Here is a 19,700-nt window from a genome sequence, read left to right on the forward strand (position 1 = left end):
TCAGGAGCCATCTATGGCGGAAACATCGCCTCTGATCTGCAGGGATATCCATAAGACCTTTGACCAGCTGGAAGTACTCAAGGGTATTTCGCTGGAAACCAGGAAAGGCGATGTCATATCCCTGATCGGCAGCTCCGGCTCCGGTAAAAGCACTTTTCTGCGCTGCATCAACATGCTGGAAACCCCCACATCGGGCGACATAATTGTGCACGGTGACCCGATTCGGTTCACAACCAACCGCAAGGGCGAGCGCATACCCGCTGACAACAAACAGGTTGAGCTTATTCGCGCCCGGCTGTCCATGGTATTCCAGAGCTTCAATCTCTGGTCCCACATGACGGTGCTGGAAAATATCATTGAGGCCCCCGTTCACGTTCTCAAAGTCCCGAAAAAAGAGGCTATTGAAAGAGCGGAAGCTTACCTGAACAAGGTGGGCATCTATGAACGCAAAGACTACTATCCCGCCCAGATGTCCGGCGGCCAGCAGCAGCGCGCGGCCATTGCCCGGGCACTGGCCATGGAGCCGGAGGTCATGCTGTTTGATGAACCCACCTCTGCCCTTGACCCGGAACTGGTCGGGGAAGTTCTGAGAGTCATGCAGAACCTGGCCGAGGAAGGCAGAACCATGATCGTGGTGACCCACGAGATGTCTTTTGCACGGGATGTGTCGTCTCAGGTCCTGTTCTTGCATCAGGGTGTGATCGAGGAGCAAGGTACACCGGATAAGGTTTTCGACAATCCGGAGTCAGAACGGATGAAACAGTTTCTGGCTCCCAACTTTTGATGTGCGTGCTATCTTGAAATCAGTAAAAAGGCAGACCACTGCCGATAATAAAGCCCACAAGGCAAATAACGACTGGAGAAGTGACTCATGAGAAAACTGATTGTTGCAGCAAGCGTTGCCCTCGCCATGATGGCTGGCGTCGCTCACGCCCAGGAACGTAATCTACGCATCGCATTCGACGTGCCTTACGAGCCGTTCGAATACAAGGACGAAAACGGTGAACTGACCGGTTTTGAAGTGGAGCTGGCAGAAGCCATGTGCGAGGAAATGAACGCCAACTGCGAGTTCGTCATTCAGGCATGGGACGGTATGATTCCGGGCCTGATGGCACGGAAGTTCGACCTGATCATGTCCTCCATGTCCATCACGCCGGAGCGCGCAGAGCGGGTGCTGTTCTCCGACCCGTACTACAACACCCCGGGCGGCTGGTTCGGCCCTGAAGACTTCGATACCGACGTGACCGACATGGAAGCGATGGAAGGCAAAACCGTAGGTGTGCAGCGTGGCACCACCATGGACACCCATGTGACTGAGGAAATGGGTGGCGTGGTCTCCATCAAGCGTTACACCACCGCGGATGACATGGTTCTTGACCTGGAAGGCCAGCGTCTGGATGTGGTTTTTGTAGACTACCCGGTTGGTGAACAGACCGTACTGAGCAAAGACGGATTCAAGGAAGTGGGCGAGCCGGTCAAGCTCGGTGAAGGCGTGGGTGTTGCCATGCGCAAGCGCGACAAGGAACTTGCGGAAGAAGTGAACGCGGCCCTTGCGACCCTCAAGGAAGATGGTACCTACGACACCATCATGAAAAAGTACTTCGAATACGACATCAAGATGTAAATCAGGCCGAGGGGCAGTCGCTTTGGCTGCCCCTGCTTACCGGATGCTTCCATGATCGACTTGAAAGGCTACGGGCCGGCCCTGATGGACGGGGCAGTGGTCACCATTGAACTGGCCTTCCTCTCCCTTGCCCTCGCAGTGATTCTCGGGCTGATTGGCGCCTCGGCCAAACTGTCCAAAAGCCGGGTGGCTATTGGGGTAGCTACCACTTACACCACCCTGATCCGCGGCGTACCGGATCTGGTGATGATGCTCCTGTTTTACTATGGTGGCCAGGTGGCCGTTAACAACCTGTCCGATTATCTGTATGACGCCTATAGCGTGGATTTCTTTTTCCAGTTTGATCCGTTTATTGCCGGCGTCCTCACTATTGGCCTGATCTTTGGTGCCTACATGGCGGAAACCTTCCGCGGAGCCTTCCTGGCGGTTGAAAGCGGCCAGATTGAAGCGGCCCGCGCCTACGGCTTCACCCAGTGGCGCACGTTCCACAGAATCATCTTCCCGCAAATGCTGCGGCACGCCCTGCCCGGCATTGGCAATAACTGGCAGGTACTGCTGAAAACCACCGCCCTGGTATCCATTATCGGCCTGACGGATATGGTGCGTGTGGCGGAAGAGGCGGCCAAAGCAGAGCGCATGCCGTTCCACTTTTTCATTCCGGTGGCGTTTGTCTATCTCAGCCTGACGGCCGGTTCCGAGCTGTTTATCAAGTGGCTCACCAAGCGCGCCAATGTCGGCGTGGTACAGGGGAGCTGAACCATGCCTGACTTTATTGCAGAACTGCTCAACCGTAACGATATCTTTACCGCATCCACCATCATGGAATACTGGGGCGGTATGGTCACTACCGTTCAACTGGTCTTCCTGTCACTGATCCTCGGCCTGGTGCTCGCCGTTCCACTGGCCATCATGCGCACCTCAAAAAACCCGCTGATCAATGGCCCGGTGTGGTTCTACACCTATATTTTTCGCGGCACGCCGCTGCTGATCCAGCTATACATCATCTACTACGGCCTCGCCCAGATTGAAGGCATCCAGCAGACATTCTGGTGGGATATCTTCAGGGAAGCTTTCTACCCTGCCCTGCTGGCGTTTACCCTGAACACGGCTGCGTACACCACTGAAATCATTCGTGGTGCCATTGTGGCGACACCCAGCGGTGAGATTGAAGCGGCCAAGGCTTACGGCATGAGCTGGGCACTGCGAATGCGCCGGATTATTCTGCCCAGTGCCGCCAGGCGGGGGGTACAGGCGTACTCCAACGAAGTCATTTTCATGCTTCACGCCAGCGCGATTGCCAGTGTGGTGACGCTGGTGGACCTCACCGGCGCGGCGCGGAATATCTATTCCCGTTTCTACGCGCCATTTGACGCATTCATCTTTGTGGCGCTGCTGTACATGGCGTTAACTTTCTTGCTGGTGTTCGGATTCCGTAAACTGGAAAACTACTTGTTGCAGCATCAGCGGCCAGTCAGTGGCTGAGATTCAGGTCTGGTTCCTGGGATAACGGGGAGTCACATGAGCGTTCGTGAATTACTTTTTGGTCCTGGTCGCGACTGGCTTTCCCACACCCTGTCTACCGCCGAGCATGCGTCTTCGGAAAAGGTCGTGGTGCTGGATGACGGCACCGGCCTGCAACTACAGGATTCGGGGCTTTTGTACCTGGAACCGCCAGCCGGTCGCGCCAACCCTAATCATGAGGCGCTGATAGTCTCTGCCGGTGTTCATGGCAATGAAACGGCGCCCATCGAGGTACTGAACAATCTCCTGAACGAACTGCTCGACAATCAATGGCAACTGGCCTGTCCGATGCTGTTGATACTGGGCAACCCGCCAGCGATGGGCGCGGGTGAGCGATTCATCGATGTGAACCTCAACCGGCTGTTCGGCGGCGCCCACTGCAAACCCGAATACCGCGGTCTACCCGAAGCAGAGCGGGCCAGGGTGCTGGAACGGGCTTGTGACGCTTTTGCCGCCAGGCATTCCAACAACCTTTATCACTATGATCTGCACACTGCTATTCGCCCTTCCCTGCGGGAAAAATTTGCACTGTACCCATTTGTTGACGGGCGGGAAGTGCCCCGGGATCAGGTGGATTTTCTGCTGGAAGCAGAGGTAGACACCCTGCTGTTGCAGCACCGGGAGGGCACCACGTTTGCGTCGTTTTCCTCAACGTCGCTGGGGGCCGAGAGCTTCACCGTAGAGCTCGGCAAAGTACGGCCGTTCGGTCAGAACGACCTCACGCGGTTTACCGGGATCAGTAATGCGCTGCGGCGGCGCATGAAAGGCGAGAAGCCACCGGTGCGCGATACGGCCGCCACTCAGATAACCGTGTTTGAGGTGGTGCACGAAATCCTCAATACCGGCGACAGCTTCCGCTTCCATGTGCCCGATGACGTAGCCAACTTCACAATGTATGACCCAGGCACCATGATCTGGGAAGACAATACCAGCTGCCACAAGGTTGGGCGCTGCCCTGAGGGTATTGTCTTTCCCAACCGCCATGTACCGGTGGGCCAGCGCGTCGGCCTTATGATAAGGCGCCGCAACTAGGCTGGCGCGTTTTCAGGCTCAGCCACCTTGCACCTGATTACACGGGTGCAGACAGATGGTACCACCAGCAATGTCAGCACCGTGGAAGCCAGCAAGCCGGAAATGATGGCCCAGGCCATGGGTGGCCACAGTGTAGAGCTCGAGAATGCCAGCGGCAGCAGGCCTGCAACCGTAGTGCCGGTGGTCAGCAGGATGGGCCGGGTTCGCTGCTCTACTGCCTTGCGAACCGCATCGCGGATGTTATCCCCTTTTTCCAGCTGCCGGTCCATGACATCCAGCAGTACGATGGCGTTGTTCACCACAATGCCCACCAGCGCAATCACACCCAGCAACGACTGAAAACCGAAGGGCGAACCGGAGAACACCAGGCCGGGGAATATCCCCACGGTGGCCAGCGGCACGGTCAGCAAAATAATCCCGACGCGGCGGAACGAGTTGAACTGAATCAACAGGAAGAACAGCAACAGCAGCACGCCGATGGGCGCTGTGGTCAGCAGGGCATTGTTGGCGTCGCCAGAGCCCTCGGCATCACCCCCCATTTTCAGCCGGGTTCCGGGCGGCAAAGGGTTGTCTTTCAGAGCAGCATCCAGCCCTTCCAGGGCCTGGCTGAAACTGTACCCGGTATGCAAGTTGGACCAGACGGTGTTCATTCTGGTGCCGTTGCGCTGATACCGGGCAGCGGATTGCCATGAGGTCTCCACCGAGGCAATAGCGGACAGGGGTACTGCGTCGCCCTGATCGTTATAGATGTTTACTGACAGCAATCTTGGCAGTGAAAGGCTGGTGCCTTCCCGCGAGCGCAGTACCAGGGGGATGGGATCTTCCTCCTGCCGGTATTGTTCCGCCACCACACCAAAGCTCTGGCCATACAGGCTCTGGGCCACATCCGACCTGTTCAGCCCATAGCGGGCAGCGCTGGCATCGTCCACGTTAATGGCAAGGCTTGGGACCCCCATATCCAGATTGTGGCGCACGTCCACGGTGCCCTCGACACTGCGAAGGGCTGCAAATAACTGCTCCACCGCCCGGGCACGTGTTTCATCGTCAGCGTGGTACACCCTTACCTCCACAGGGGCCGCCCGTGGTGGCCCCTGGCCGAGAATGCCAGCGGTTACCTGCAGCTCGGGCATTTCCTGCCCCGCATATTCCCTTATCCACTGCACCAGCCCCGTGGTTTCTTCCAGGGTGGGTGTCGAGACCACGATCCGCCCACGATTCGGTGCCTGGGGCTCCCGCTGCAGGTTGTAGTAAAAGCTGGGGCCGGTAAAGCCGGTGAACCGGTGCACCTCGAGCGCCTCCGGTCGGGTACGTATGGCGCGCTCAAGATCTGCCGCCACACTGGAGGTACGCTCCTGGTCCGTCCCTTCGGGCATATACAGCTCTACCACCACTTGCGGGCGATCGGCGTTGGGGAAAAACTGTTGTTTCATGAACGGTGTCAGCGCAAGGCTGAAAACCACGAGTGCAACCCCCGCCAGAATCAGCGTGCCTGGCCGTCTTGCGACCAGGCTCCCGAGAAAACGGGAGAGGCCGATCAGCCTGTCTTCTCTTGCATCCACTTTACGCGCTTTGAGAAAACGGGCCGCCAACAGGGGTACGGCGGAAATGGCCAGCAGGTAGCTGACTGACAGGGTAAGCATGATCATTACGGGTACACCGCGGGTAAAATCCGCTGTTCCGCCCTTGGAGAGTAACAGTGGCATAAACGCCGCGATAGTGGTTCCCGTGGAGGCGCCCAGCGGTCCGGCGAGTTCCCTTACCGATCGTTTCAGGGCATCCAGCCGTCGCATGCCATCGTCCAGATACCCCTGGATGCTCTCCACAATCACAATGGCGTTATCAATCAGGATGCCCAGAGAGATCACCATGCCGATAACCGCAATCTGATGGAGCACACCGCCGCCCAGGTCATACAGGCCGATACTGATCAGTGCCACCATGGGCAGGATGGAGGCCACCAGGATGCCCATGCGGATACCCATGCCGGTGAATACCACCGCCACAATAATGATGACCGACATAACCAGGCTCCAGGCCAGGTTATCCAGCCGCTCTTCCACCTTGTCGGGCTGGAAGAACATTTCGCGGATTTCGTAAGGTGCGAACTCATCCCGGATCACTGACAAACGCTCGCGTACCCGTTCGCCAAACCGAATAGCATCGGTAGTGCCCTCCTCCATGATCATTGAGACCAGCACCACCCGCTCGCCATCGTACCAGGCCTCGGGCTCTCGGGGTTCGGCCGGCCCCCGCCACACTTCTGCAGCGGCAGCCAGTGGCACCTGAGAGCCGTCGGGCAGTTCAATGGGCGTGGCGCGAATGGCTTCAACACTGGTGAATTCGCTGTTTGGCAACACCGACAGGCGCCGGCCATCTGCCACAATAAAGCCCCCGGGGGTGGTCTGGTTACGGCGGGAAAGGGTTTCCAGAACCCGTGCCGGTGAAATACCCAGCCGGTACATGGCGGCGTCGTCCAGCGCCAGGGTAATCTGCTCGTCCGCGTCGCCGTCGAGCTCAATACGGGACACTCCGGGAATATCCGCCAGGTTCTGTTTCAGGCGCTCGGCAACGTCGCTCAGCTCTGTTACCGAACCGGAGCCGCTGACAGCCAGGATGATCGCCGGAATATCGATCATCCGATCGTCCAGCACCATCTGCCCCACGTCGTCCGGGAAATCCAGGCGCGCCCGGTCCATCGCCTGGCGCACCCGGTCCCAGGCGGAATCAGTATCGTAGATGGTATCGTTCAGGCGAACGTTGAAAACCGCCACACCGGTGCGTGCGGTAGCCTGAGTGAAATCTACCTCCTCAACCTGACGAAGCTCATCAGATAGCGGCTGCAGTACCAGGCGCTCTACGGCCTCGGCACTGGCGCCGGGGTAATTAATGGTGATCAGGCCGGCACGGTAGGGAAAGGAAGGATCTTCCTGCCGCGGCATGGTGCTATAGGCAGCGATACCCAGTAGGCAAAGCATGGTCACCACCATGCCCAGCAACCGTTGAAAATTCAGCAGGCGCACTGACATTAGCGCACCTCCACCGCATCGCCGTCGGAAATCCGGGTCATACCGGCGTATACCACCTGGTCACCGGCAGTGAGGTCATTGGCGTCCACCACAACGCGCTCGCCGATGATTCGCTGAACCGTTACCGGTACCCGGCGGGCAATGCCATCTGAGACACGAAACACACTGGCACCGCCATTGGATTTCATTACCGCCAGCAGGGGCACAGTGGTGGCGACGGTTTCGTGGGGAGTAATCCCCACCTCTACCGGCTCGCCCGGTTCCAGGGTGTCCGCAGGAAGATTTACCAGCACCGGGTGCAATTCCCCTCGCACCCCGCCGGACTGGGCAATTTCCACGATCGATCCGGTTTCTGGCGGGAGGTTACGCTCCTGCACTGACCAAACCGGCAGGAGCTGGCCCAGTGAAACATGGTTAAGCATGTAGGCAGGCACCCGAACTTCCACTTCGCGGCCGTCAGGAGACGACAGGCGCATCACCGGTTGCCCGGCCGCCACAAACTCGTCCCGCTCCACCAGCAGTGCTTCAACGCGGCCATCGAATGGCGCCCTCAGTTCACTTTCCTGCAGCAGCCGTGTGGCTTCAGCAAGGGAAGCATCCGCGGTTGCCATGCTCGCCTTCAGGCTGTCACGCCGGGAGGCCAGTTGTTCCAGCCCCTGCTCCGACACCACGCCCCGCTCATGCAAGCGGCGGGAACGTTCCCATTCCCGCTGGGCCTGCTCATACTGGGTTTTGAGTTCTTCCAGCCGCGCCGCAGCGGAATCCCGGGCCGGTTCCAGCGCCGGGTTGTATACCCGCGCCAGCAGCTCGCCGGTTTTCACCGTCTGCCCCAGCTCAACCGCCCGCTCACGCAAGGTACCGCTGACCTGGAATGTCAGTGTTGCCCGTTGGGCCGCCCGTACAATACCGGAGAAACGAAGCGACACACCTTCAGTCTGACCACCGGTAACCTCAGCGGCACGAACGGTAACAGGAGCAGCATCCTGATCCGGGCCCGGCTCACTGGATTTACACCCACTGACAAGCAGGACGGCGAAAGCCGCAAGAGACAGGATGGCAGAGCGCCAGATGGAGTTCATTGAGAGACCCTCTCTTCCATGTTCATGATATTTTGTTACTCGCCCATCCGGTGGACAAAATTTTATTATCAGACATAATGTCATTCTTTGACAATTTGTCAATAATCAGCTTTCATTCCCAACCATGTATCATGAGAATGCCGTCTCAATAATCCGGAACCCCCTATGAGTGAGCCGTTAAAAACCCGTAGAGAGAAAGAAAAACAGGCCAGGTACGAGGCCATTCTGGATGCCGCGGAACTGGTATTTTCAGAGAAGGGCTACGAGCGCACCTCCATGGACGACATTGCCCGCACCGCGAGCCTGAGCCGTGCATTGCTGTACGTTTACTTCAGGGACAAGGCCGCCATCCAGCGCGGCATCATGCTGCGCGCCGGCCACAGCCTGTGTCGCCGTTTCGAGGACGCCCGCCAGACAGCAGACACAGGCCTGGCACAGATACGGGCCATGGGTGTGGCCTATTACCAGTTCTACCGCGATCAGCCGGATTACTTCTCTGCCCTGACCACGGCTTCCACGGCGATGGCAGAGGCAGACGACGAGTTGGCAGGCGAGATGTTCTGCTGCAAGGCACAAACCATGGACCTGATGGTAGGCGCAATTCACCTGGGCCTGGAAGATGGCACCATGAATCGCGACCGCATCCATGATCCGGTCGAAACCGCCCTCTACCTGCGCGGAGCACTTCACGGGGTAATCATGCTTTGCCAAAGCGAGATGGCGGAAACCGGCCAGGAAGAGAACTTCCCTGCCGAGTCACTGATCCGTCACACCATGGAAATGCTGACTTCTTCGATTGCCTCCTGACCCAGGAGTTATCTATCCCTGTCGGATTAGCCGCAAGGCGTAATCCGACAAACATACTCAAAGTTGAAAGTCGTAGATCGACCCCAGCCCCAGAATTCCAGTCAACTCATCAAGCGCCTTACGAACCTCATCCAGCAACATCGGGTCCCCCAGATCCTCCTGCGACAACTCCTCCCGGTAATGCGCCTCCACCCACGTGGTCAGCCGCTCATAAAGCGCATCGGTAAGCAGCACCCCGTGATGCATTGCCTTGAGCTCGTCATCGTTCAGCACCACCCGCAAACGTAAACACGCCGGCCCACCGCCGTTGCGCATGGATTGCTTGACGTCAAACACCTCCACCGAGGTGATCGGCCCCGTCCCCTCCACAAGCTCGTCCAGATAACGGCTCACCGACGTGATCTCCCGGCACTCCCCGGGCACCGCCAGCATCATGCCATCCGGTGTATTCAGCAACTGGCTGTTGAACAGATAGGAGGCCACGGCGTCTTCCAGTGGCACCTGATCGCTGCTGACGCGAACAGCTTCAAGCCCAGCCCCGGTCAGGCGAGCGCGGATGTCAGCAAGGACCCGCTCTTCCTCCAGAAACGCCATTTCGTGGTAGAAGAGGGTGTTGCCGTTGCCTACCGCGATAACGTCGTTATGGAAGACACCGGCGTCGATGGCTTGCGGGTTCTGCTGCGCGAAAACCACGTGACTGTCTTTAAGGCCATGCAAACGGGCGATGGCCTGGGAGGCTTCCAGGGTCTGGCGGGCCGGGTAAAGCCGGGGAGCCGGGGCCTGGTCGTTGAAGGCAATCTGGCCATAAACGAACAGCTCCACGCCCGGCTCGCCATACCGCCCGCACAGGCGGGTATGGTTGGCCGCACCTTCGTCACCGAACTGGCTGACCGAGGGCAGTGCCGGATGGTGGGCAAACCAGGATTCGTCCGAAAAGATCGATTTCAGGGCCCGGCCTGTGACCGGGTGTTCAATAGAGCGATGAAACTTGGCGCTCAGGTTCGCGGGCGTGAAATGAACCCGGTGATCAGAGGTATCCGCACTGGGAGAAACCGTGGCGGCATTGGCCGTCCACATGGTGGAGGCCGACGACACCGCCGCCAGGATAGACGGGCTCTGCTCAACAACTGCCCGCAGGATATCGCTGTCAGAACCCCTGAAGCCCAATGCCCGCAAAGTCGGGATGTGCGGGCGCTCATGGGGCGGGAGCACACCCTGCACGTAACCCCGGTCTGCCAGCCGTTTCATCTTGGCCAGGCCCTGCAACGCCGCTTCCCTGGGGTTAGAGACCGAGCGCACGTTGGACTTGGAAGCCACATTGCCCCAGGACAGCCCGGCGTAGTTATGAGTGGGCCCTACCAGGCCATCGAAGTTGGCTTCTACCGCGTGCTTGGCCATATTTCGTTTTCCGTCAGTCGAAATTTAATCCCGGTGCGAGGCTCTCCGGCAGTTCGCTCTTTTTCGCCTCCAGCGAGGCCATCGGCCAGGCGCAGTAATCGGCAGCGTAATAGGCGCTGGGGCGATGGTTGCCACTGGCACCAACACCACCAAACGGAGCCGCACTGCTGGCACCAGTCAATGGCCGGTTCCAGTTCACAATGCCCGCGCGTACTTCGTCTGCAAGCCGCTCATAGAGCTTGTGATCATCCGTCAGGATGCCGGCGGATAACCCGTAACGGGTGCTATTGGCCAACTCCAGGGCCTCATCAAAGCTCTTGTAGCGGTACACCGTCAGCAGGGGGCCAAAGAATTCCTCGTCCACCATATCCAGCCCCGTGGCGTCCACAACACCCGGCGACAGCAGGCCAGTGCCCTCCTTCAGCAGTTGCATTTCCAACAGCGGTTTGCCGCCATGGGTCAGCAGGTTGCGCTGGGCCGCCAGCAGCTTTTCGGCCGCTTCAGGGGATATCACCGAGCCCATGAAAGGCTGCGGGTCTGCATCGAACTCACCCACTTTGATGCGGCTGGCTACCTCCGCGAAGCGTTCCAGGAACTGGTCGCCCTTGGTGCCTTTGGGCACCAGCAACCGGCGGGCGCAAGTACAACGCTGGCCGGCAGAAAGGAAGGCGGACTGCAGGGCATGGTGCACGGCGCCATCCATATCATGGATGTCCTGCACAATCAGCGGGTTATTACCGCCCATCTCCAGCGCCAGAATTTTTTCGGGCTGACCGCCGAATTGCTTGTGCAGCAAATGCCCTACAGTGGAGCTGCCGGTAAAGAACAGACCATCGACCCCCGGATGAGAAGACAGGGATTTACCGGTTGCCGCTGCCCCCTGAACAAGATTGATCACACCGGCGGGAATGCCCGCCTTCTCCCACAGCTTCACGGTCATCTCGGCAACGCCGGGGGTCAGTTCACTGGGTTTGAATACCACGGTATTGCCTGCCAGCAAGGCCGGCACGATGTGGCCATTGGGCAAATGCCCGGGGAAGTTGTAGGGGCCGAACACTGCCACGACACCATGGGGCCGGTGCCGTAATACTGCGTGACCGCCAGCAACCTCGGACTCAGAGCGCCCGGTGCGATCGTGGTAGGCCTTCACGGATATACCGATCTTGCCGAGCATTGCGGCCACTTCGGTGCGGGACTCCCACAGGGGTTTGCCCGTTTCCAGTCCTATCTGGTGAGCCAGATCTTCCTTGTGCTCTTCCAGCAACTTGCCAAACTTCTCCACCAGCGCCTGACGCTCCTCAAACGGGCGCTTACGCCAGTCAACAAACGCAGAGCGGGCTTCACGCACGGCGGCGTCCACATCTTCGATACTGCCGCTGACGCCTTCCCAGACCGTCTCGCCGGTAACTGGCTGAAGAGACTCAAACGGGTCGCCGTGGCCTTCCAGCCAGAGCCCATCGATAAATAATTGGCCGGTGATGCTATCCATACTCACTATCTCCTTCCGGTATCTTTCAAAGGGGCCAGCCGCACACGGTCCCCGGATTCAACCTCCAGCGCCTCTGCCACTTCGGCCGGTATACTGACAGTATCAAGCTCGATACACCCGGCGGGTATGGTGGTTACCCGAAAGTCCCGGAACGAACCATTGGATATCATTACCTGGTCTTCCGCCGGCACGTTCATATCCAGTGGCTTCTTGCGAATCATCACGTGGCGGTTGATACCTTCGCGCACAGTGCGGATGTTATGGATAAAAGCCTCCACCACCGGGCCACCATCAAAAATATCCACCATCCCGTTAAAATTGAACCCCTCGGCCTGCAGCATCTTCAGGGCCGGCGCCGTGTTCTCGTGTACCCGGCCGATCACAGCACGGGCGGCGTCCGGCAGCATCGGCAGGTAAATGGGGTATTTCGGCATCAGTTCGGCGATAAACGACTTATTGCCCAGGCCCGACAGGATGTCCGCTTCACTGAATTCCATATCAAAGAACTGGCTTCCGAGAGCATCCCACAGCGGGCTCTGGCCATTGCCATCAGAAACGCCTCGCATTTCAGCGAACACTTTTTCGGAAAAATGCTTTCGAAAATCATCCAGATACATGAACCGACAACGGGACAGCAGCAGCCCTGCGCCGCCCCCACGGTGGGAGCCTGAGAGCAAAAGGGAGCAGATCTCGGTGGTATCGGTCATGTCATTGGACAGGTGCAGCGTTGGCGTACGCACATGCACGCCCAGTTCGCGGGAGGCATTCACGGTGACGCTCAGCCGGTAATTGTAGAACACCTCATCCAGACCTACCCGCGCCTGAATGCCGCTGATACCCACACAACGTTTCAGCTCGGTATCCTCCAGCGCAAACAGATAAAGCCCCGCTTCCGGGGCACAGCGCTGGTTAAACGTTTCCCGGGTATGGTTAATCTTTTTCTGCAGCAACTCCCGGTCTGCCGGCAGTGTGGTCAGGCCCTTACCGGCTCCCTGCGCCATGGCATACAGGGCGTCCAGATCATTTTCCTGTAGTGGTCGGATCAACAACATACCGGCCTCCTGAGTGCGCTCGCCCTGTTCATAATGGTGTGATCCTTACCTCGTCACCCGAGCTTATGCCCAGGCACTTCCACGTTTTCAGGGGCACTTTGACCTCGTCGGCAAGGCTTTCGGTCAGTGGCGTCAGGGTGCAGCGGAAGCCGTCATTTTCACCACCGGAAATCAGGCACATCTCGCCGTCGTCGGTATTTGCGGCATGGAGGATTTTCGGGTGGCTGGTAACCACGGATTTGAGGGCGTCAGTGCGGGCTTCGAGCACCGGTCCGGCATCAAAAATGTCCAGGTAGCAGCCGCCTTGAAAGCCCTCATGCTGCAGCAGCGCAAAGGTTGCACGGGTCTGTTCGTGTGGCTGACCCAGCGCTTGTTGCGCCGCCTTGCTCAGCAAGGTGACATAGATCGGGTTGGGTGGCATGAGTTCAGCTATGAAGGTTTTGCTCAGCATGCCGGAATACTGGTCCGCGGTTTCAAAGTCCATGTTGAAAAAATGCCGGCCCAGACTGTCCCAGAACGGCACTTCGCCGCTCTCCGTCTGCACGCCCTGTATTTCCACAACCGTGTGATCCGTGAACAGGTGGCGGTGAGCAGCAATAAACAGCATCCTGGCCCGTGACAACAGTTCGAACGCGTCCGTACCACGTAGCTCCGGCTTGATGGTGAAGGAACACAGCAGGGTATGGTCGGTCAGCGCATGGGACGGATACAGAACTTCCACCCGACGGGATACCCCCAGCTCGTGGGAAGCATGGATAAGAGCGTCCTTCCGGTAGTTATAGAAAGGTTGCCCATTCCCTGCCCGGGCATCGATGCCGGAGACGCCAAGGACTTTGCCGGTGTCAGTATCTTCCAGCACGAACAGGAAACGTTTGGCTTCGCCCGCGCTGTTCTTGCCGGCAAACGATCGGGCTGACTGATCGATCTTGAGGGACAACGCCTCTTCTTTTTTGGGCAGCGTGGAGGACATCCGAGGGCCCTGGCCCCCGGCGATGTCGAGTATGTCTTTCAGGTCACCCGGCTGAGCCGGACGTACCAGCCACATAGGCAGCTCCCCTGGTTGACTCCGTAGAATTTATTACCCGCAAACCTTCTTAACGCCGGCCTCAAATCGCACCAGCGCTTCGTCAATATCCGGCTCCGGGATAATCAGCGAGGGCGCCAGCCGCACTACATTGGGGCCAGCAATCAACACCATCACACCCTCGGCGAGGCCGGCATTGAGAAATTCCTTGGCCTTGCCTTGCCATTTTTCCGTCAGCACACAGCCCAGCAGCAGACCAGAGCCACGAACTTCACTGAAGATGCCGTAACGCTCACCAATGTCCATCATGCCCTTGCGAAGATGATCGGAGCGGGCTGCCACGCCCTTGAGAATGTCTGGCTGACTGACGGTGTCGATCACCCTCTGGGCAACCGCACAGGCCAGAGCATTGCCCCCATAGGTACTGCCGTGGGTGCCGACACCGAGGCTTCTGGCAACTTTTTCAGTGGTCAGCATGGCTGCCACCGGGAAGCCCCCGCCAAGGCCCTTGGCAGTCGAGAGAATATCCGGCGTCACCCCATACATCTGGTACGCGTACAGGTGGCCGGTACGGCCAACCCCCGACTGGACCTCATCAAACACCAGCAGGGCATCGTTTTCATCGCAAAGCTGACGCAGGCCCTTCAGGAACTCCGCATCAGCGGGCATAACGCCGCCCTCGCCCTGGATCGGCTCCACCACCACGGCACAGGTTTTCTCTTTGGAGATCAGCTTTTTCACCGACTCCAGATCATTGAAATCAGCGTGGTGAATACCGCCCGGAGCCGGCTCGAAACCCTCCAGATATTTGGGCTGGCCACCCACACTGACAGTGAACAGGGTGCGGCCGTGAAAGGCGTTTTTGAAGGCGATGATCTCGTTTTTTTCCGGGCCGAAGTGCTCCCAGGAATAACGGCGCGCGAGCTTGAAGGCTGCCTCGTTGGCTTCGCCGCCGGAATTGGCAAAGAACACCCGCTCGGCAAAGGTAAGGTCACACAGGGTTTTTGCCAGCCGCAATGCAGGCTCGTTGGTCATTACATTGGACAGGTGCCAGATTTTATCGGCCTGTTCCGTCAGCGCACTCACCAGGCCCGGGTGCGAATGCCCCAGACAGGTCACCGCAATACCGCCTGCCAGATCGATATAATCCTTTCCCTCCTGGTCCCAGATGTGGGAGCCTTCCCCTCTTACAGGAATCACTGCCCCCGGGGCGTAGTTGGGGACCATTACCTCATCGAATAGTTCACGGCTGACAGGTTCTCTGTTCATTGGTGTCTCTCAAACAAAACGTGAAAAAGTAAATTTAATCATACGCCACTCAGGGCATGAGCACATCCGGTGTGCCCACCGCACCCAGTTCCATAACTCTCAGCGCCCGGCCATCCCGGCCCATCAGCGCTTTGACCAGCAGCCTGTAGGAGTCCAGGTCGAAATTGACGGCCTGCCCCCGCAACGACAGCGTGTCCAGCTCATCCACGCTGTCCAGCGTAGTCACGTGCATCCAGTTATAGACCACCAGAACATCGGTCTTCCCGGTTCTATCGTTGTGTTCCACAACCCCTACCGGCCCCTCCCAGGGCCAGGTTTTCAGGCGCAAGGCATGGAACGCGATCTGCACCCTCAGGTTGTACTTCACCACATCCTCACCACCGTCACAGGCGCCCTTGCAGCGGCCCAGTGTCCGCTGGAAACAGGGGCCCTGGTGCTCCGGCTCCAGCCCCAGCAGCTTGTTGCAGAGGTCGTTCTTCGCGGCAATGCCGCTCAGTGCGCTCTCCGCATCCCTCTGACTACGGAACAGCCCGAAATAACTTCCCAGCCGGTGAGGCTCGATTTCACGAACCAGCCGGGCCTGGAGATAGCCCTCACTATTCGCTGCAAGTTCAATGCTTACCAGATTCTTGGCAGCGCGGGAGCGGCGATTGAACAGCGGCTTCAGATTCTTTATCTGCTTTAATTCAAGCAGTAACGCGCCCAGCTCGCCAGCGGTTTCTGTCCAGTCCACCCGCCGCAAACTTTCAGACATGCGTATACCACGGCTGGAACTGTGGTCTCCGGAGAAGTGGGAGGCGACTCGCTGGGCGATGTTAGTACTTTTACCTACGTACAGAAGAACGTCGTTTTCACCATAGAATCGGTACACGCCCGGGCCGCTGGGAAGATCCTGCAGGACATCGACAGGCAAGTGGGAAGGAATGCTCGGCCGCTGCAGCAGTTCTGCAATGGCGGCTTCCAAGGTATCTCCGCCTTTTTCCGCCAACGCATGCTCAAAGAAGGCCAGCATGGCGGACACATCTCCCAGTGCCCGATGCCGTTGAACCTGGCCAAGACCATGGCGCTCGATCAAAGCATCCATATTGTGGCGACGGAACCCGGGGTAGAGTTTGCGGGACAGCTTGACGGTGCAAAGCACCTTTGCAGAAAACAGCGAGCCCAGCCGCCGGAACTCGGCTTTGATAAAACCGTAATCAAAGCGGGCGTTGTGGGCGACAAAAATGGTGTCTTTCAACTGCTCTTCCAACTCACCGGCGATATCTGCAAACACCGGGGCGTCCGCCACCATGGCATTGGAAATTCCTGTGAGGCTCTGGATAAACGGCGAAATCCGCGTTTCCGGATTGACCAGGGTCTGCCACTCATTCACGACTTCCCCCGCCCGCCAGAAACGGATTCCGATTTCCGTAATGCGGTCATGGGAATGATTACCTCCGGTGGTCTCAATATCGAGAAACGCAAAGGTGGCAGTGTCGAGAGTCCGGGTATTCTTTTTCATGGGAGATAGGTACGCAAAGCCGGAAATTATCGATGTTTTGCCCTACTGGCGAGGGGAAATAAACACAATCCTCAAAAAGTTCCCCTAACCCACCGATTTCGTTGTATAGACATTCGTCTAATTAATGCAATAAATTATTTGAAATGTCATGCGTTCGTAACTACTTTGAAGTGGGTCCAACAAAAATAATGTGTGGAGACAACAAAGATGCAAAGCAACAAATTAAGAATGGCAATTCGTTCAACGGCTGCGGTAGCAATTCTGGGGGTGGCTGCACAGGCTAATGCAGTCAGTTTCGAAACTGGCGGTTACGAGACCGACATCTACGGCTATGCCCGTCTCGGCGCTTCTTACGATATCGATAGCAACCAGGCACTGAGCACCCGTTCAGGTTCTTACACCGGTCTTGCAAACAACGACGACGCACCCGATGGTCACTTCGGCGCTGACGCGTTCCAGAGCCGGATTGGTTTGAAAACCGTAACACCCGAAGGTCTTACAATGAACGTGGAAGGTGACTTCCGCGGCAGCGGCGGCGGTGCACTTCGCCTGCGTCATGCCTATGGCTCTTACAACGGCGTTCTGATGGGTCAGACCTGGTCCAACTACAGCAGCTTTGTCGGCAACACCGCAACGCTGGACTTTGACTCACTGCCAGGATATGCCGGCTACCAGTCACGTACCGCCCAGGCACGTTACACAACTGGCGCGCTGTCTTTCTCTCTTGAGGATCCGCAAAACTCTTTGCTGGACCCTACTGGCGCTGCCGCAGATACGAAAGACAGCCTCCCCGCTTTCACAGCGCGTCTTGAAGACTCTCAGGGCGGCCTCTCCTATTCGGCTGCCATCCTTGCGCATCAGGTCGGTTACGACGATGGCACGAATGACGACAGCTCCATGGGCTTCGCCACCTTCGGCGCCCTTAAGATGGCTCTGAGCGACATGATCACCATCCAGGGCACCGTGTCCTACACTGATGGTGCCAACAGCTATTTGTACCGCTCTGGCGAGAACTTCGGCGCCGCAAGCGCATACGTGGATGCCAGCGGAGATGTCGAAACCATTTCCGGTTACGGCGGCTCGGTTGGTGCGGGCTTCAACCTCGGTGATGGCCGCAGCATCAATATTGGCTATGGTATCGTTACCGTAGATTGGGACGACGCTGAAGATGATCTGGGGGCGGCTGCTGTTGCCGACCAAAGTGAGACCAACTCTGCCATTATGGCCAACTACCAGTGGACTCCGGTCAAAAACGTCATGATGGGCGTTGAGTACCAGTTCCTGAAGCGTGAAAACGTAAGTGGTGATGATGGCGATGCAAACCGCATCCTGTTTGCCGCTCAGTACAACTTCTAAGCCTTTTAGAAGTTAACTCAGCAGAAACCCCGGCTCCGGCCGGGGTTTTTGTTTGCAGCTATTGAAATTACTCCCCCGCCCGCAATCTTGTACGCACCCCGCGGCTTGTCATCACCGCCAGCACCTCCATGAGCGACAGCACACCCCGATCGTGCTTCCGGGGCACCTTGCCCTTGCCCATCCGCCCTAACTGCCGTGTGTACCAGCTCACTTCCATCAGCGCCATATCATCGATCATGCGAATGCCCGTGCGAATCGGCCGAACAGAGCTGGTGAACGCCTCCCCCGCCATAATCCGTTTCGGGAAGTCCGGCTCCACCGCCAGAGGGCGCGCCAGCCCCACCAGATCCGTCGCACCAGTGGCCACCGCCTCGGCCATCCCGGACTCTGTGCGGAAGCCCCCGGTCACCATCAGCGGCACATCCACCCGCTTGCGAACCTTTTCTCCAAACTCCAGAAAATACGCTTCCCGCGACACCGTGCTTGCTTTGGCGCCTTTTGCCATTGCCGGGTTTTCATAGTTACCCCCGGAAATTTCAACCAGATCAATCCCCAGGCCCGCCAGGGTCTCGATGACTCCCAGAGACTCCTCCTCGGTAAATCCACCACGCTGAAAATCCGCTGAGTTCAGTTTGATACCAACACCAAACTGCTCGCTGGTCGCCGCACGAATTGCCTTGTACACCTCCACAACAAACCGCATTCGGTTCTCGGGGCTACCACCCCACTCATCCTCCCGCTGGTTGTGATGGGGCGAGAGAAACTGACTGACGAGATACCCATGGGCTCCATGAATCTGCACCCCGGCAAAGCCCGCTTTCTCTGCAATCGCCGCACTGGTGGCAAACCGCCGGATAATCTCCTCAATCTCCGCCACCTCCAATGCCCGCGGTGTCGCAAACATCGCCTGCAACTCTTTCCGGAACGGCACCGCACTGGGCGACACAGGCGCCCTGTTCAGCATCTTCGGGCTTTGCTTGCCGGGATGATTGAGCTGCATCCACAATTGACACCCGTTCCGAGAGCCTTCCCGGGCCCACTCCTGCAACAACTCCAGATCCCGCTCATCATCCAGCACCACATTCCCCGGCTCACCGATATGACGGCGGTCGATCATCACGTTCCCGGTAATGGAGAGCCCAACGCCACCCTCCGCCCAGGTCCGGTACAGCCGCGGCAGATCCCTGGTCACCCGGTTATCCATCGTGCCCAGGGTTTCACTCATGGCGGACTTGGCAAAGCGATTGGGAATCACCGCCCCGGTTTTAAGGGTCAGTGGTTGGGAAAGAAGTTCGGCGGCGTTCATTGATCAGTCTCCGTAGGATGCCTGGGATTCTCTGAAGGCGAGACCTGATCATGGAGAGGAAACACTATTGCTGCATTGGCCAGAACGCCGGGGAGAGTCCGGCTAAAGACAAGTCACAAGCATGAATCGGTGAAAAATGGCGATACCCCAGGAGCCCAAACAAGCGAGGCCGGTAAGGCTATTCAGAACCGTGGAGGGCCAGGGATGGCCCGACCG

The 19,700-nt window shown here is 58.1% G+C and carries 16 protein-coding genes; 7 read left to right on the forward strand and 9 right to left on the reverse strand.

Features of this window, described 5'->3' with window-relative positions:
* The first annotated feature begins 13 nt into the window (after positions 1-13).
* The 5 genes from FO268_RS04180 to astE all read left to right on the forward strand — a co-directional run bounded on the left by FO268_RS04180 (position 14) and on the right by astE (position 4,177).
* Positions 14-784 (forward strand): ABC transporter ATP-binding protein, encoded by a 771-nt coding sequence (locus FO268_RS04180; protein ID WP_150990018.1) that lies wholly within the window; start codon positions 14-16, stop codon positions 782-784.
* Between the two features lie 87 nt (positions 785-871).
* On the forward strand, positions 872-1,624 hold the full coding sequence (locus FO268_RS04185) for a transporter substrate-binding domain-containing protein (protein ID WP_150990021.1): 753 nt from the start codon (positions 872-874) through the stop codon (positions 1,622-1,624).
* A 51-nt stretch (positions 1,625-1,675) separates the two neighbouring features.
* Entirely contained in the window at positions 1,676-2,380 is a 705-nt protein-coding gene (locus FO268_RS04190) for an ABC transporter permease (RefSeq protein ID WP_150990023.1), read from the forward strand.
* A gap of 3 nt (positions 2,381-2,383) precedes the next feature.
* Complete coding sequence (locus FO268_RS04195; RefSeq protein ID WP_150990026.1) at positions 2,384-3,106, forward strand: ABC transporter permease; 723 nt, start codon at positions 2,384-2,386, stop codon at positions 3,104-3,106.
* 36 nt (positions 3,107-3,142) lie between these two features.
* The gene (gene astE / locus FO268_RS04200) at positions 3,143-4,177 is read left to right on the forward strand and encodes a succinylglutamate desuccinylase (RefSeq protein ID WP_150990029.1); all 1,035 of its coding nucleotides are present in this window, start codon (positions 3,143-3,145) and stop codon (positions 4,175-4,177) included.
* Here astE and FO268_RS04205 read toward each other — a convergent pair.
* Complete coding sequence (locus tag FO268_RS04205; RefSeq protein ID WP_150990032.1) at positions 4,174-7,203, reverse strand: efflux RND transporter permease subunit; 3,030 nt, start codon at positions 7,201-7,203, stop codon at positions 4,174-4,176. The two genes, astE and FO268_RS04205, sit on opposite strands and share 4 nt — an antisense overlap.
* A complete protein-coding gene (locus FO268_RS04210; protein WP_150990035.1) occupies positions 7,203-8,282 on the reverse strand; it encodes an efflux RND transporter periplasmic adaptor subunit in 1,080 nt (359 codons plus the stop codon). The genes FO268_RS04205 and FO268_RS04210 overlap by 1 nt, the downstream gene beginning before the upstream one ends.
* Before the next feature lie 165 nt (positions 8,283-8,447).
* On the opposite strand from FO268_RS04210, the gene FO268_RS04215 reads away from it, so the two are divergent.
* Positions 8,448-9,089 (forward strand): TetR/AcrR family transcriptional regulator, encoded by a 642-nt coding sequence (locus tag FO268_RS04215; protein WP_150990038.1) that lies wholly within the window; start codon positions 8,448-8,450, stop codon positions 9,087-9,089.
* A 57-nt stretch (positions 9,090-9,146) separates the two neighbouring features.
* Here the strand turns inward: FO268_RS04215 and astB are convergent, their stop codons facing one another.
* From astB to FO268_RS04245, 6 genes are read right to left on the reverse strand one after another with little or no spacing between them, the layout of a single operon-like run.
* Entirely contained in the window at positions 9,147-10,487 is a 1,341-nt protein-coding gene (astB, locus tag FO268_RS04220) for an N-succinylarginine dihydrolase (protein ID WP_150990042.1), read from the reverse strand.
* A 13-nt stretch (positions 10,488-10,500) separates the two neighbouring features.
* Positions 10,501-11,976: a succinylglutamate-semialdehyde dehydrogenase gene (gene astD / locus FO268_RS04225; RefSeq protein ID WP_150990044.1), complete on the reverse strand. Its 1,476-nt coding sequence runs from the start codon at positions 11,974-11,976 to the stop codon at positions 10,501-10,503.
* 5 nt (positions 11,977-11,981) lie between these two features.
* Positions 11,982-13,028 (reverse strand): arginine N-succinyltransferase, encoded by a 1,047-nt coding sequence (astA, locus tag FO268_RS04230; RefSeq protein ID WP_150990046.1) that lies wholly within the window; start codon positions 13,026-13,028, stop codon positions 11,982-11,984.
* Positions 13,029-13,056: 28 nt separating this feature from the next.
* Positions 13,057-14,073: an arginine N-succinyltransferase gene (locus FO268_RS04235; protein ID WP_150990049.1), complete on the reverse strand. Its 1,017-nt coding sequence runs from the start codon at positions 14,071-14,073 to the stop codon at positions 13,057-13,059.
* A gap of 33 nt (positions 14,074-14,106) precedes the next feature.
* A complete protein-coding gene (locus FO268_RS04240) occupies positions 14,107-15,321 on the reverse strand; it encodes an aspartate aminotransferase family protein (RefSeq protein ID WP_150990052.1) in 1,215 nt (404 codons plus the stop codon).
* A 49-nt stretch (positions 15,322-15,370) separates the two neighbouring features.
* Positions 15,371-16,822 carry an exonuclease domain-containing protein gene (locus tag FO268_RS04245; RefSeq protein WP_150990055.1) on the reverse strand — a complete coding sequence of 484 codons (1,452 nt, stop codon included), beginning with the start codon at positions 16,820-16,822 and terminating at the stop codon, positions 15,371-15,373.
* 207 nt (positions 16,823-17,029) lie between these two features.
* On the opposite strand from FO268_RS04245, the gene FO268_RS04250 reads away from it, so the two are divergent.
* Positions 17,030-18,178 (forward strand): DcaP family trimeric outer membrane transporter, encoded by a 1,149-nt coding sequence (locus FO268_RS04250; RefSeq protein ID WP_191966820.1) that lies wholly within the window; start codon positions 17,030-17,032, stop codon positions 18,176-18,178.
* A 67-nt stretch (positions 18,179-18,245) separates the two neighbouring features.
* On the opposite strand, the gene FO268_RS04255 is transcribed toward FO268_RS04250, so the two are convergent.
* Positions 18,246-19,484, reverse strand: a complete 1,239-nt coding sequence (locus FO268_RS04255; protein ID WP_150990058.1) for an NADH:flavin oxidoreductase/NADH oxidase family protein — start codon at positions 19,482-19,484, stop codon at positions 18,246-18,248.
* Positions 19,485-19,700 lie beyond the last annotated feature (216 nt).

Origin of the sequence: Marinobacter denitrificans (assembly GCF_008795955.1) — a bacterium.
In the GTDB taxonomy this organism is placed as follows: domain Bacteria; phylum Pseudomonadota; class Gammaproteobacteria; order Pseudomonadales; family Oleiphilaceae; genus Marinobacter; species Marinobacter denitrificans.